This window comes from Mesorhizobium sp. WSM4817 (genome assembly GCF_055811135.1).
Map to the genome: position 1 here is coordinate 265175 of NZ_JBVVQQ010000002.1, position 12852 is coordinate 278026.

11 protein-coding genes are annotated in these 12852 nt (G+C 60.4%); 3 read left to right on the top strand and 8 right to left on the bottom strand.

The features are described 5' to 3' along the window. From AC0L2K_RS03940 to AC0L2K_RS03950, 3 genes are all read right to left on the bottom strand, one after another. Window positions 1–2151: a GDSL-type esterase/lipase family protein gene (locus AC0L2K_RS03940; protein ID WP_473530671.1), complete on the bottom strand. Its 2151-nt coding sequence runs from the start codon at window positions 2149–2151 to the stop codon at window positions 1–3. Beyond that, window positions 2148–2537, bottom strand: a complete 390-nt coding sequence (locus AC0L2K_RS03945; protein WP_473530672.1) for a hypothetical protein — start codon at window positions 2535–2537, stop codon at window positions 2148–2150. The genes AC0L2K_RS03940 and AC0L2K_RS03945 overlap by 4 nt, the downstream gene beginning before the upstream one ends. 534 nt (window positions 2538–3071) lie before the next feature. Continuing rightward, a complete protein-coding gene (locus AC0L2K_RS03950) occupies window positions 3072–3710 on the bottom strand; it encodes a hypothetical protein (RefSeq protein WP_473530673.1) in 639 nt (212 codons plus the stop codon). Window positions 3711–3734: 24 nt separating this feature from the next. Between AC0L2K_RS03950 and AC0L2K_RS03955 the strand changes: the two genes are divergently transcribed. Continuing rightward, the gene (locus AC0L2K_RS03955; RefSeq protein ID WP_287258398.1) at window positions 3735–4739 is read left to right on the top strand and encodes a hypothetical protein; all 1005 of its coding nucleotides are present in this window, start codon (window positions 3735–3737) and stop codon (window positions 4737–4739) included. 190 nt (window positions 4740–4929) lie between these two features. After that, a complete protein-coding gene (locus AC0L2K_RS03960; protein WP_473530674.1) occupies window positions 4930–6273 on the top strand; it encodes an SGNH/GDSL hydrolase family protein in 1344 nt (447 codons plus the stop codon). 65 nt (window positions 6274–6338) lie between these two features. On the opposite strand, the gene AC0L2K_RS03965 is transcribed toward AC0L2K_RS03960, so the two are convergent. Continuing rightward, entirely contained in the window at window positions 6339–7379 is a 1041-nt protein-coding gene (locus AC0L2K_RS03965; protein ID WP_091590137.1) for an EscU/YscU/HrcU family type III secretion system export apparatus switch protein, read from the bottom strand. 84 nt (window positions 7380–7463) lie between these two features. Here AC0L2K_RS03965 and AC0L2K_RS03970 point away from each other — a divergent pair, with 84 nt between their 5' ends. Continuing rightward, window positions 7464–8267 carry a tetratricopeptide repeat protein gene (locus tag AC0L2K_RS03970; RefSeq protein WP_473530675.1) on the top strand — a complete coding sequence of 268 codons (804 nt, stop codon included), beginning with the start codon at window positions 7464–7466 and terminating at the stop codon, window positions 8265–8267. Window positions 8268–8506: 239 nt separating this feature from the next. Here the strand turns inward: AC0L2K_RS03970 and AC0L2K_RS03975 are convergent, their stop codons facing one another. The 4 genes from AC0L2K_RS03975 to AC0L2K_RS03990 are packed head-to-tail and all read right to left on the bottom strand — an operon-like array spanning window position 8507 to window position 12847. Beyond that, window positions 8507–8956, bottom strand: a complete 450-nt coding sequence (locus tag AC0L2K_RS03975) for a hypothetical protein (RefSeq protein ID WP_473530676.1) — start codon at window positions 8954–8956, stop codon at window positions 8507–8509. Between the two features lie 13 nt (window positions 8957–8969). Continuing rightward, window positions 8970–10319, bottom strand: coding sequence for a type II and III secretion system protein family protein (locus AC0L2K_RS03980; protein ID WP_473530677.1), 1350 nt, complete (start codon window positions 10317–10319; stop codon window positions 8970–8972). Window positions 10320–10376: 57 nt separating this feature from the next. Next, window positions 10377–12539 carry a type III secretion system export apparatus subunit SctV gene (gene sctV / locus AC0L2K_RS03985; protein ID WP_473530678.1) on the bottom strand — a complete coding sequence of 721 codons (2163 nt, stop codon included), beginning with the start codon at window positions 12537–12539 and terminating at the stop codon, window positions 10377–10379. Next, the gene (locus AC0L2K_RS03990; RefSeq protein ID WP_287171961.1) at window positions 12536–12847 is read right to left on the bottom strand and encodes a tetratricopeptide repeat protein; all 312 of its coding nucleotides are present in this window, start codon (window positions 12845–12847) and stop codon (window positions 12536–12538) included. Before AC0L2K_RS03990 ends, sctV begins: the two co-directional genes overlap by 4 nt. Window positions 12848–12852: the final 5 nt, after the last annotated feature.

Genomic DNA, 12852 nt, shown 5'->3' on the forward strand with positions numbered 1-12852 from the left:
CTACACGAAGAGAAAATCGCTGTTCGAGACGCTTGCGACGAGGACACCGTTTAGTGAAAGCGTGTCACTGTTGGAGAAGACGACCAGCGTGTCGCTCCCGACCTGCCGGAGTTCGCTATATCTTTGGTATCCTGAAATCTCCAGGAGATCATCGCCGGAAAGGTCGAAGTCGGTGATGGTGTCGTGGCCATGGCCGGCGGCGAAGACGAAGCTGTCGTTTCCCGTTCCGCCGGTGAGGATATCGGTGCCAAGACCACCGACGAGCCGGTCCGACCCGCCTCGGCCCTCCAGCCGATCTGCGCCGCCAAGGCCTTCGAGCGTGTTCGCTGCGCCGTTGCCCACCATGGTGTTGGCGAGTTCGTTGCCTTTTCCCGCCAGATTGGCAGCCGACCTCAGGAAGAGGTTTTCGACGTTGTCGGCCAGGGTCCAGTTTATATAAGCATGCGTCTCGTCGAAGCCGCCATTGTTCTCTTCGATGGTTTTGTCACCGGCATTGTCGACATGGAAGACGTCATCACCCGCGCCGCCGAAAAGCGTGTCGGCGCCCGCTTTTCCGTTCAAGATATCGCTGCCGCCCATTCCATAAATGACGTCCGCACCGGGACCGCCGGTAAGCGTATTGTTGCCGTCGTTGCCTACGATTGACCCCGGCGGCGGCTCGTCGAGTGGATCGATCCAGACGAAATCCAAACTGCTCAAGGAGGCGCTGGCCACGCCTTTGAGGAGAACAGTGTCGCTGTCGGAGAAGACGACCAGCGTGTCGCTCCCGACCTGCCGGAGTTCGCTATATCTTTGGTAGCCTGAAATCTCCAGGAGATCATCGCCGGAAAGGTCGAAGTCGGTGACGGTGTCGTGGCCATGGCCGGCGGCGAAGACGAAGCTGTCGTTTCCCGTTCCACCGATGAGGATATCGGCGCCAAGACCACCGACGAGCCGGTCCGACCCGCCGCGGCCCTCCAGCCGATCGTCGCCGCCGAGGCCTTCGAGCGTATTCGCTGCGCCGTTGCCGACCATGGTGTTGGCGAGCCCGTTGCCTTTTGCCGCCAGATTGGCAGCCGACCTCAGGAAGAGGTTTTCGACGTTGTCGGCCAGGGTCCAGTTTGTATAAGCATGCGTTTCGTCGACGCCGCCATTGGTCGCCTCGATGGTTTTGTCTCCGGCATTATCGACATAGTAGACGTCGTTACCCGTGCCGCCGACAAGCGTGTCGGCGCCGACCCCGCCGATGAGTTGGTCGGAGCCGCCGCGGCCCTCCAGCAAATCATCGCCAGCCAGCCCATCCAGCACATTGGCTCCCTCGTTTCCGCCGAGTTGGTCGGCAAAGGAAGAGCCTGTAAGATTTTCGATGCTGGTGAAGGTGTCGCGGTCGCTTCCGATACCGGTCCCGTCCAGGCCGAGATGTTGTTCCAGTGCGGCCATCCAATGTGAGGAGATTTTTGCATAGCCCCCGGCAGTCGGATGCAGCCCGCTGTCAAGCGGCGGCGCGGTGATGTCATCTGGTGTCAGATCACGCATGTCGACAAAGGCGATCTTGTGCCCCTGGGCGGCCAGTTCAGAGATCAGACCGGGCATTGCATCATTATACGCATCGACACGGTCTGCACGCGCTTGCGACTGTTGGCCGACGCGAACGGGAGGCAAGGAACCGACGAAGACGGTCAAGGCGGGATCGCTGGAGGTCAGGCTGAGCAAAAGACTGCGCAGATCCTGCAACATCGTTGGCACGCTATCGGTCGAGCTGTCATTTGTTCCGGCAATCAGCAGCACGGCATCCGGTTTCGTAGCGGCCACAACATCGTTGTCGATGCCGTTCAGTTGATTGAGCGTCCAGTTGCGGTGACCCTCGTGATCCCGATCGCCCATGCTGGCGGGTCCGTTGGACGAGGAACCGACGAAGTCGATCTTCACATTGAGTGCCGCCAACTGTTCCAGCATGAACTTCCGATACCCGCCGCTTTCGGTATCGGAAGAGCTCGCGATCACTCCATAGGTAATGGAATCGCCCAGCGGCAGTATCGACAGCAACTTGTAAGCATGGCCGGAAGCCAAATCGGCGATGACTCCACGGGGCGAAGCGCCGTAATTGACTGCGTCCGAACCGGCACCGCCGATGAAAGCGTCCGGACGGCTGCTGTCATAGAACACGGTCATAGTATTTTCTCCCCCTGGCAAAGCTGCTCACGGGCATGACCGCCTGGGCCGCAGCAGAAAGGCTCGAGATCGTCATAGCTGGTCGGCCGGTCGAAGTCGTAAGCAAGGAACCGCGGTGTCTGCCCGAACCAGCTGTTGGTGCCGCCGACCAGGCCGATCGTGTAATTCCACGATCTGCCGGCGTCCTTGTCCCGGATATTGCTGTTTGCGCGGCGTTCGAGCTGCCGATCATCCGTGTTGTGGCGTCCCCATTCGAGGGCGAGAACACGACCTTTCCTCCGTCCGACGAACTGGTGCAGGAAAAAGGCTGAATTGAAACCAACGCCGATCGCGACGACACCATGGTGCTCGTCGGCGACCTGTTTGGCCCGGGTGTCGAGTACCATTGTCCATGGCCTCTTAAGCCACTGACCCTGCACCTGACGCCGATGCAATCGGTTTTCTGCAGGTCAGCGAGACAAATTCAATGTTGCATCGCACTCTTAGGCACTGCAACATAATATTTGCCACTACTTTGGGTAGATTGGCAACATTTTTTTGAGCCTGCAATACCCTGGCTCGACACCGGGCACGGTGACGCGGGCGGCGATCGCTGTTGCTGTTGTTGTACCAAATTGCGACAGGTCGGCAATTTAACGCGGGCATTTAGTCGGTAATTGGCACAAATTGTGCGCGCGCATTGAGCCAGAGGCATCTTGAACTTTCGTCGTTGTCTGTGCGTTTAGGTTGTAGTACGCATCCTGTTGCAGTGCAGCATATCCGGCGGCAACGTGCGGTTGCGTGAGGGCTCATCCCGTCCCCCGGAAGGTGAGCACCGAAAACCGAACAGGTGAGGCGAAAATTCCGGAAGACGGGAGAAGCATGGGATGAGCATCGGAGCGGGCAGCGCCCGGCGTTGGCCGTCAGTCGGCATCGACCGTTCACCCGTTGAGCGTTATGTCCTTGCAGCCCTTCTTTTTTTCCCGGTCCTGTGCGGGGTCGTTCCGATCCTGTTGTACGAGAAGGCGGCATCCCGCGTGGCGTGGCACGATCCTGCCCTCGCCACGGTCAGCGGCATCGGGTTGGCTCTGCTTTGCTGCCTTTTTGCATTCGTGCGCTATCCCGCCGAGGCGCGGGCTGCGCGCATCATCGTCGTCGGACTGTCGATAACGCTGGGCCCCTTCAGCTTCGGGCTTGGAGACGAACTCGGCATTGCCAACGCAGCTCGCGCCGACGCGTTGGGCAATGTACTCGTCTATTCTCGCCTGATCGCGCTTGTGGCGGCGCTTTTTTCGATCCTGCGGCCATCCTTCGCCATTTTCCCGATGGTCTATTTCGCCTTCCACAAGAACGTCACGCGGGCAGTTTCCGATGCTGCGGAACTGGGCCGCAACGACTATGCGCCCTTGATTGAGGTCGGTCTCTTCCTGGCCTGTGGCCTGTTGGCCCTTGGCCTGCTGCAGAGTTTGAGCCGGCTGAAGCTCTTCACCAGGAACCTGCCCAGCGTTGGCGAACTCGGAACCAGGGAGTTCGCGGCCCAGGCTGCCGGCATACTGCTGCTGGCTGGGATCGGCGCCCATTTTGGCAACTACTTCATGTCCGGGATGGCCAAGGTCACGCTTGACGGAGGGCCGTTGAGCTGGATCCTCGAGAACCCGACCAGTTCCATCATGCTGGCCGGGTACGGGTTGGGCGCGGCCCCGCTGGGCTTTTCCGAATCGCTGCTCGCTCATGCTTATGAAGCGGTCAGGGCGGTCCAGGTTCCGATGAATGTCGTTATCCTTGCTGCGCAGCTTCTATGCTTTCTCGCTTTTTTGCGCAGGCGGTGGCTCATCGGGCTGACCGCGTTCTTCGATATCATGCATATCGGGATCTTCCTTCTGAGCGGCGCCCTTTTTCTGCACTGGATCATCTTGAACAGTCTGATCGTCGCGGCTCTGACGAGAATGAAGGAAAGTTCGTTTTCCACGACTGCCATCGTAACCGGGATTGTTGTCACCATATTCGGCGACGCGGTCTTTTATAACGCGCGGCTCGGCTGGTACGATTCAAGGCAAATCCGGCAAGCACATTTCGAGGCGCTGACGAAAGAAGGTGACTGGGTGCGGGTCGCACCGAGCTTTTTCCGCGACGCCTCCTATCTGCTCTATGCCCGTCACTTCGGCTATCAGGAATATCGTCGTGAATCCGGCCACGTTCCGACCTCAGCCTGGGGCCAGATCGGGATCAGGAAGGTGCAGCCAAAGTCGTCGGAAATTGCCTCGTCCAACTACGAGATCATGAAGCTTACGAACGAGTGCGCCTATCCAGTCGAACAGCCGATCACGCCGCCTGACTACGATGCGGCCCGCCCGGCGCCGTTTATTCTTGGCCAGCACAATCGCGCCGTGAACCTGGCGAGCTCGGCTGTTGCGGTCGGTTATAACTTCTATCCACACCATCATTATTCCATGCCGTTCCTGCACCGCGCTTTTGAGGCGCTGGAGCCTCGCGACATCGTGGCGTATCGATACCTGGTCGATACCGTCTGCCTCGATGTCGCGGATGGCAAGGTCGTGCGGCGGGTCATGACCCAGACATTGGGCCCCAGGATCGATGTCCGCCAGTGAATCCGGCGAGGGCGCAGCGGACGTTCAGCACGCGAGTTGACTATAAGGCAGCACCAGTTTCCACGCTCGCAAATCCTTGCTCCTGACGCTGGTCCAAAATTGCCACGGAAGTCGAATTTCATTCCCTAGGCAGCCCGTCATAATGAGCCCGGCGGCGGCATTACCAGCATGTCTCGAGGAGGAGATAAAAATGCGGCTCAACAGGCCTTTGGTTTTCACGGATAAGGTTTCATCGGAGCTTTCTACCGCCGCAGGGAGGAAACGGCGTCGACGTCAGATCATCCTGATATGTGCAGCTGCGGCGGCCGGTTCCGCGATTGCAGGTTTTTCGGCACAAGGCGCCGAAAAGGCAGCCTGGATCACCACTTGGGCTGCCACACCTGCTCCGCGCTGGTCGGATGATCTTCCTGCGCCTTTCGGAGTGCCGGAGGTATTGGAGAACCAGACCGTCCGCCAGGTCGCCCGCATCAGCGTTGGCGGCAATAGCGTGCGGGTCGTGCTGTCGAATGCTTTCGGCGAAAAGCCGCTGACCATCGGTGCCGGCAGCGTCGCAATAGCAGGCAAGGGCGGCAACGTCGATCAGGCGACCTTGAAGCCTCTGACCTGGGGCGGCAATAGTTCTGTGGTCGTTCCGCCGGGAGCTCCGATCCTCAGCGACCCCATCGCTCTCTCGGCAGAAGCGCTTTCCGAAATCTCGGTCAGCATTTTCCTGCCGAAGAAGACGGCGTTGTCGTCGGTGCATTGGGATGGCGTGCAAACCGCCTACATCTCCGGCCCGGGCAATTTCACAAACGAGGCTGCGTTCAAGGCTGACAGCACACTCAAATCGCGCCTGTTTCTGAGCGACATATGGGTTGACGCCGTGCCGGAATCCGAGGCGATCGTGTTTTTCGGGGATTCCATCACGGATGGGAATTGCTCGACCCCTGACGCCAATAATCGCTGGCCGGACCATATCGCCAAGCGATTGCAGGAGGCCAACCGCAAGGTCGCGGTGGTCAACGAAGCCTTTTCGGGCAATCGCGTGTTGACCGACGGTATGGGTGTCAATGCCTTGGGACGTTTCGATTCTGATATACTGAGCCATCCCAAAGTCTCGACCGTCGTCCTTATGATGGGCATCAACGATATCGGCTGGCCCGGCGAAAATGCAATCACGCCGGACGACAAGGAACCGACGGCGCAAGACATCATCACCGGATACAAACAACTCATCGATCGCGCGCACGCCCATGGCATACGCATTGTCGGCGCGACGTTGACCCCCTTCGCCGAAACCTTCAAAGGACTTCCCACCGAGGGTTACTACACGCCCGAGAAAGAAAAGATTCGCGTCGCGGTGAACGAATGGATCCGCACCGGCGGCGGCTTCGATGGCGTGGTCGACTTCGACAAGGTGATGGAAGACCCGGCCAAGCCGGGGTATCTGCGCGACGACTACGACTGCGGCGATAACCTCCATCCCAACGACGCGGGATACAAGGCAATGGCAGACGCGGTCGATCTCGACGTCCTGTTGGGTTCAGCCAAGTAGTCGGCTGTCGCTGCTGACCTTGCCGCGCTGCTCAGGCATTGCGGCAAGGTCGGTTCGCGCATGGCTCAAGTGAGCCCGAGCCGGACAAGATGGCGTACGACCGGTGGGAACATCTCCTGGCCGATGTAAGCTCCGGTGTTCGTATTTTCGAAGAGTGGGCCGGCGACGGCCGCATCCTCGATCACCGGAATACCTGCCTGGCGTGCTTGAGCCGTCATCTCGTCAGCCGCTCGGCCCTGGCCCTTGCCGACGACCGTCGGCACCGGCGTTTCACCCCTGACGTAACGCAATGCCACTGAGCGGTCACCGGACACGAAAACGATGACCGCGTTTTTCACGCCCAGCTTCGCCGGTTGCATCACGGCCTCACGCCGCTGTCGCTGCTGTTCATGTCGAATCAACGGATCGCCTTCGAGGTCCTTGTTTTCGCGCTTGTATTCGGTTGTCGTCATGCGCATGTCGCGCAGGAACAGCCAGCGCTGAATAGGAACATCGATCACGCCGATGACGACAAAGGCCAGGGCGGCGGCAATTCCAAGCGGTGTCAGCACCGCTTTGATAATTGGCTCCAGGCATGACGGAGCGCATCCCGGTGCATCGAAGAGCGGCTGCAGCCACGCGATCAAAAGGAATGCGAACAGGCCGGCCAGCAACACCACCTTGGCCAGGCCTTTGGTGAACTCGACGACGTTGCGCAGCGACAGGATCTTCTGAAGACCCTTCGCCGGGTTTATGTGATCGAATTGCGGCTTGAGCGGCTCAAACGAGAAGACCGGCCCGAACGTTCCCAGCATGCCGAAGACCACGGCGAGAACGACAACGATTCCGACCAGCGGCAAGGTGGCAAGCATCAGCAATGACAACGAATGGCGGATAGCCTGCAGGCTGACTTCAACGAACGAATCGCCGGGGGTGGTCACGGTCTGCACGAGTTCCGAAAGGTGCCCGAACAGCATCGGCCAGGCGAAATAAAGATAGCCAAGCGCTGCGAAAAGCGTGAAGCCGGAGGCCAGGTCGCGGCTCTGCGAAACCTGGCCTTTGCGGCGAGCGTCGCGAAGCTTCTTGTCGGACGCCGGTAGTTTCTTTTCCTCAGCTTCTTCGGCCATGTTGCAATCTTATCGCACTGTTGTGGTTCCAGTCGGCCAGGGCCGTGTGTAAGGTGCGGCGGGCTTGAATACGGAGAGGTGGATATGCGGCTGCACGTCGTGTTCTTGCCCGTCGTCGCCATGCTGGCGGTGACCGGTTGTCAGACGACCAAAACCGACACCGAGCAGGCAAAGGCACAGGGCCCGTCGTCGCAATCGGAGCGTCTGATCAAGCTTGCGGACGATATCCATGCGCAGGGAGACAGTGGCACCGCAATCGCGCTCTACCAGCGCGCGGCAGCGATGCCGGATGCCAAGCCGAGCGCCTTCGTCAAGGCGGGCGAGGCCTATATGCGAGCGGGCTATCCCGCCGAGGCGGCTAGAGCCTATCAGGCCGCGCTGGCAAAAGCGCCCAATGACGGAGGGGCAATGCTCGGGCTTGGCTCGGCGATGATGGAAACGGGCGATATCGATGCCGGCATTCGCGCGCTCGCGCAGGCCGCGCCGCTGGTCAACACCAGCAGCGCCTATATCAGGCTGGGCGTGGCGCAGACATTCGCCGGCCAGACGGCGGAGGCGCAGACCACTTTTGCTCAGGCGTTGAAACTTGCGCCGGGGGATCTCGACGTCGAGAGCAACATGGCGTTGGCCGCGGCGCTCGAAGGCAATTCCGCCACAGCACTCCCGCTGGTCCAGAAGATCTCCGCCGCACCCAATGCGCAGTTGCATCACAAGCGCAACGTCGTGGTGGTCTACGGACTTCTTGGCCAGGCCGATCAGGTCAGGGCCTCGCCGCCGATCGGCCTGGGGACCAAGGAGGTGAATATCTTGCTTGCGCGTGCCAGAACCATCCGGTCGAAGGGCAGCACACAGGCAAGGGCGAAAGCGCTCGGCTCTATCCTCGGCTAGAGCAATTCCAGGAAAAGTGTGAAACGATTTTCCCGGGAAAAGCGCACAGCGCTTTCCCTTGGGAATTGCGCAAAAACAAGGAGATAGAGCGGTTCGGCGTTTCCGTGAAACGATGAACCGCTCTAGCGCATCGGTCCGGATAGCGCAAAGCCAAGTCGGGTCGAGCCCGACGCGCAAACAACCGGACAAACTAATGCATGTCGCGCAAACGCGACGCGCTTTTGCAAGGCCGCATCGGCTCACTCGACTGGCAGCATTGTTTGCGGCGTCGGCGGCCCGCTGTTGGCTCCACCGATTGGCGCCTCTTCGCCATTGAGGTAGCGCCGCGCGGCATTTGCCGTCGGCGCGGCCGCCGCCGCCCCCATGCGCCGGCCCTCGACGAGGTCCCGCTGGCTTTCGGCCATGCGTTGAAGATTGTAGGCGTTGGCGCAGCCGGGCGGCAGGTGGGAGCCGACGCCGGTGACGATCGTCAGATTGGTCGCAGCGGCAGAACGGTCGTCATCGACCGGTTGGTTCAGACATGCATTGGGAGCAAGGATGGAGCCGCCGACGCCCTTCTGCGAGCCGCCGGTGTCGGTCGAAACATAGCTGTAGCCGGGAGAATATTCCTGCGGCTGCTGCCGGCCGTTCGCGCAGCCGACCAGAAGCAGCACCGGAAGAACAGAGCACAATGCGATGCGAAATGTCATGTCCGGTTCCCCGCTACTTGATGATCAGGCCCATCGCCGATGCGTCATTGGCGCGCTTCCTGTGGCGCTTGGCCGCCGGACGATCGAGCGGCGTGGCGAGGCTGTCGCGCACCGGCTCGACCAGATAGGGCGTGATCAGGATCACCAGTTCCGTCTCCTCGCGCTGGAAGCGCTGTGACTGAAAAAGCGGGCCAAGCACTGGCACATCGCCGAGAACCGGAAACTTTTCCAGATTACGCGAGGTCCGCTGCTGGAAAAGACCGGCGATCGCAAAGGTCTGGCCGCTCGCCACTTCGACCGTGGTGTCAGCCCTGCGCACGACGAAACTCGGCATGGCAAAGCCATTGGCGCTGACTGAACCTGCTTCCGACAAGGAACTGACTTCCGGCTGAACATGGAGCGCAATGCGATCGCGGCCGATCAGCGTAGGGGTGAACCCGAGGGAAACGCCGAACGACTTGTATTGAACGGTAACGACGTCCGTTCCTTGCGGAATCGGAACCGGGATTTCGCCGCCGGCAAGAAAGCTCGCGGTCTGACCGGTCATCGCTGTCAGGTTCGGTTCGGCCAGTATCTTGACAACGCCGTTGCGTTGCAGCGCTTCGATGAGAATGTCGAAGTTGATGCCCTGCGCCTGGTCCATGCTCAAACCAAGATTGCCGGTGCCGGAGGGCACGCCATTGTCCTGGAACATGTTGAACTCAAAACCGCCGCTCCTGTATCCGACAGACCAGTCGACGCCGTAGGACTGCAGCTCAGTGCGCGAGACTTCGGCGAAACGGACCCGGATATTGACCTGCTGCGACCCCTGCACGGTCATGTTGTTCAGCGGCGGCTGTTCCGGCGGCGAGAAGGTGCGGGCGATATTGTCGACATCCGTTGCCTCCTCGACGCCTCCTGCCTCGCCGGTCGCAACAATGCGGGTCCCGAAAATCGAGAGATTTGTTGCCGAGTTCGGCTGCATTGCGTCTTTCGCTTCGTTGGCAGGCGTGACATCGGGGGTGACGCGGAACTGGGCCGTTGCCTCGACCCGCTCATTGGCCGTGATTGCAATGAGGTTGGTCAGGCCGGGCTTCAGGCCGAAGACATAGACCATCCCCGGCGACACGACCTGAAGGTCGGCGATCGTGGTGTCGGCGATCAGGACGGATTCAACGGGTTCATTGAAACGCAGCAGGCGTCCATGCCCGACCGGCAGGTCGACCGTTGGTCGGCTCGGCAATGGCGACACATCCTGTGCCATCGCGTCGGCATGTGTGAACAAGAACGCCAGCAAGACGCCAACCGTCGCGATAGCGAGCCAGCGCATCCGCCCGGCGAAAGTGGCGGATCGAACGCCTGCTGCGGTATCGTGAATTGTCATGCCGTTCCCCTCTTGAGCATGTAGTTCCCCCAATTGTCCCAATCCGCCCGGCTGGCATCATGAGGCTGCCTCTTGTCCGGCTTTCGCCTCAGCCGATGGCAGCGACCGAGAGACGTTGCGTGCCACGCCCGAGCGGCCGGATATCGTGGCCAATGGCTGGACGTTGAATTCCTGTGCGATTTCCCCGAAGGACAGAACCGGAAGTTCGATGGCATTGTGCGTGAGCAGGCTTCGCATATGACGGCGTACATCCATCGCCGCGAGGACGACGGGTGAGACATCGGTGGCGTTCTGCGACAAGGCTCGTTCGATTTCGGCGATCAATGCCTGTAGATCGTCATCCGAAAGGTTCAGGAACGTGCCGGTCGATGTGCTTTGCACCGCGTTTCGCAGGATATCCTCGGCCGAGCGCTGCAGAACATAGGCTGCGATGATGTTGTTACGGCCAGCGAAGCGGAAGCTGATCTGGCGTTTCAAGGACTTGCGGATATATTCCGTAAGCAGAACGACGTCCTGTTCGCGTTGACCCCATTCGATCAGCGCTTCGAGGATCAGGCGCAGGTTGCGGATCGGCACGTTTTCGCCGACAAGTCGCCGAAGCACCTCCGCGATTTTCTGCAGCGGCACGATCTCCTGCGCCTGTCTGACCAGATCCGCATAGTCCGGCTCCATGTCCGACAACAGCCTGCGCGTTTCCTGGATCCCGACGAAATGGCCGGCATAGAGCCGAAGTGCATTTCCGGTCCATTTTGCCGCTGTTTGCGCCGGCGTGGAGAAGACGAAGCCGGCTTCCTTCAACGCCGAAAGGTGGCGATCATCGACCCACATGAATTTGCGCCGACCGGCAATCGGAGAGCCCTTTTCGTAAGTCACATCGAGCAGATCGAGATGCGTTGGGTCCGCTTCGACAAGAACGCGGTCGGCGGGGATTTCAACATCCAGGATGGGTGCGCCCTCCAGATCGATGCGCATGCTTCTCGCTGAAAGCTTCTCGTCGACCTGCAGGCCGATAGCCGGAACGTCGACACCGAGATCGCTGAAAAGCTCGCGGCGCACGCCATCAGCGAGCGTGGCGAATTCGGGTTCCGGGACCGAGCGTCCGAGTTCGGTCCCGAAGCGTGCGACGATGCGGGATGAAGAAGGCAGTGTTCCGACGGCCGTTGATGAAAGCGATGCCGGTTTGCCGGCTTGTTCGGCCACCGCGATCTGGCCGATATCGCTGAGCTCGGATTCCCCCGCGGTACGGCGATTGATCGCATAGGCGCCCGCGCCGAAGCAGGCACCAAGGATCAGGAACACAAGGGACGGAAAACCCGGCACTATGGCCAGTCCGACCATGATCACCGCGGCGAGTGCGAGTGCACGGGGGTCGCGCAGCAGCTGGCTGGTTATTTGCTTGCCAAGGTCGCTCGTGCCGTCCGAGCTGCCGACACGCGTCACCATCGTGCCGGCGGCCACGGCGACAAGCAGTGCCGGTATCTGCGCGATCAGCCCGTCACCCACCGTGAGCAGTGAGTAGGTAACGGCGGCGTCGCCCAGCGACATATCGTGCTGCAGCGTTCCGATCGCGAAACCGCCGATCAAATTGACCAGAATGATGACAATGCCGGCGATGACGTCGCCCTTGACGAATTTCATGGCGCCATCCATCGCGCCAAACAACTGGCTTTCACGCTCAAGCTGCTGGCGAAGCCGGCGTGCCTCCGCCTGATCGATGTCTCCGTTGCGCAACTCCGCATCGATGCTCATCTGCTTGCCGGGCAGCGCATCGAGCGTAAAGCGCGCGGCAACTTCGGCAACGCGTTCCGCACCCCGCGCAACCACGATGAACTGCGCAACGGTGATGATCAGGAAGATCACCAGGCCCACGGCAATACTGCCGCCGACGACGAAACTACCGAAGGCGGAAACGATCTCGCCTGCGTCGGCCTGGAGGAGGATCAGTCGCGTGGTCGTGATCGTGATCGCCAGCCGGAACAAGGTGGCGATGAGGATGACCGATGGCAGCGACGAGAACTGGAGCGGATGAGAAACATAAAACGAAGCCAGCAGGATAAGCACGCTGACGGCGATATTGGCGGTGATGAGAATGTCGACGAGGAAGGTCGGCAATGGAATGAGCATCATCACCACTGCAACGAGCATCAGGATGGCAATGACCAGATCGCTACGGCGTGACAGCTTGGCAAGGAACTGCAGAAGGCGTTCCGATACCGTCATTCGGCGGCTCGATGCGACAGGAAGCTCCGCAAGGCATTGTGCGCCTCGGCCTTGCGGCCGGCCACAATCAACGCGCGGCTCTTCAGCAACGCCAGCGTCGGGTGGTCCATTCCCTCGAGCGTCTCCAGCCTGGCAATGGTGGCAAGCGCCTTGTCCGCTTCGCCATCGAGTATGAGCAGATGCGCCAGCGTGCGCAGAACGCCGGCATTTCCCGGCGACAGCTGCGCCGCGATAAGCAGATATGCCGCGCCCCGCTTTGCCTGCCCGTGACACCCGTAGAGATAGCCCAGGACATGCAGCAGATGCACTGTGT

What these genes read in the sequence shown, in the direction of transcription:
- AC0L2K_RS03980 (WP_473530677.1), bottom strand. Translation starts at nt 10,319, where the DNA reads ATGACAATTCACGATACCGCAGCAGGCGTTCGATCCGCCACTTTCGCC.
- AC0L2K_RS03965 (WP_091590137.1), bottom strand. Translation starts at nt 7,379, where the DNA reads ATGGCCGAAGAAGCTGAGGAAAAGAAACTACCGGCGTCCGACAAGAAG.
- AC0L2K_RS03950 (WP_473530673.1), bottom strand. Translation starts at nt 3,710, where the DNA reads ATGGGCGCCGATCCCAGCCAGCAGCAGTATGCCGGCAGCCTGGGCCGC.
- AC0L2K_RS03960 (WP_473530674.1), top strand. Translation starts at nt 4,930, where the DNA reads ATGCGGCTCAACAGGCCTTTGGTTTTCACGGATAAGGTTTCATCGGAG.
- AC0L2K_RS03970 (WP_473530675.1), top strand. Translation starts at nt 7,464, where the DNA reads ATGCGGCTGCACGTCGTGTTCTTGCCCGTCGTCGCCATGCTGGCGGTG.
- sctV (WP_473530678.1), bottom strand. Translation starts at nt 12,539, where the DNA reads ATGACGGTATCGGAACGCCTTCTGCAGTTCCTTGCCAAGCTGTCACGC.
- AC0L2K_RS03945 (WP_473530672.1), bottom strand. Translation starts at nt 2,537, where the DNA reads ATGGTACTCGACACCCGGGCCAAACAGGTCGCCGACGAGCACCATGGT.
- AC0L2K_RS03940 (WP_473530671.1), bottom strand. Translation starts at nt 2,151, where the DNA reads ATGACCGTGTTCTATGACAGCAGCCGTCCGGACGCTTTCATCGGCGGT.
- AC0L2K_RS03955 (WP_287258398.1), top strand. Translation starts at nt 3,735, where the DNA reads ATGGCCAAGGTCACGCTTGACGGAGGGCCGTTGAGCTGGATCCTCGAG.
- AC0L2K_RS03975 (WP_473530676.1), bottom strand. Translation starts at nt 8,956, where the DNA reads ATGACATTTCGCATCGCATTGTGCTCTGTTCTTCCGGTGCTGCTTCTG.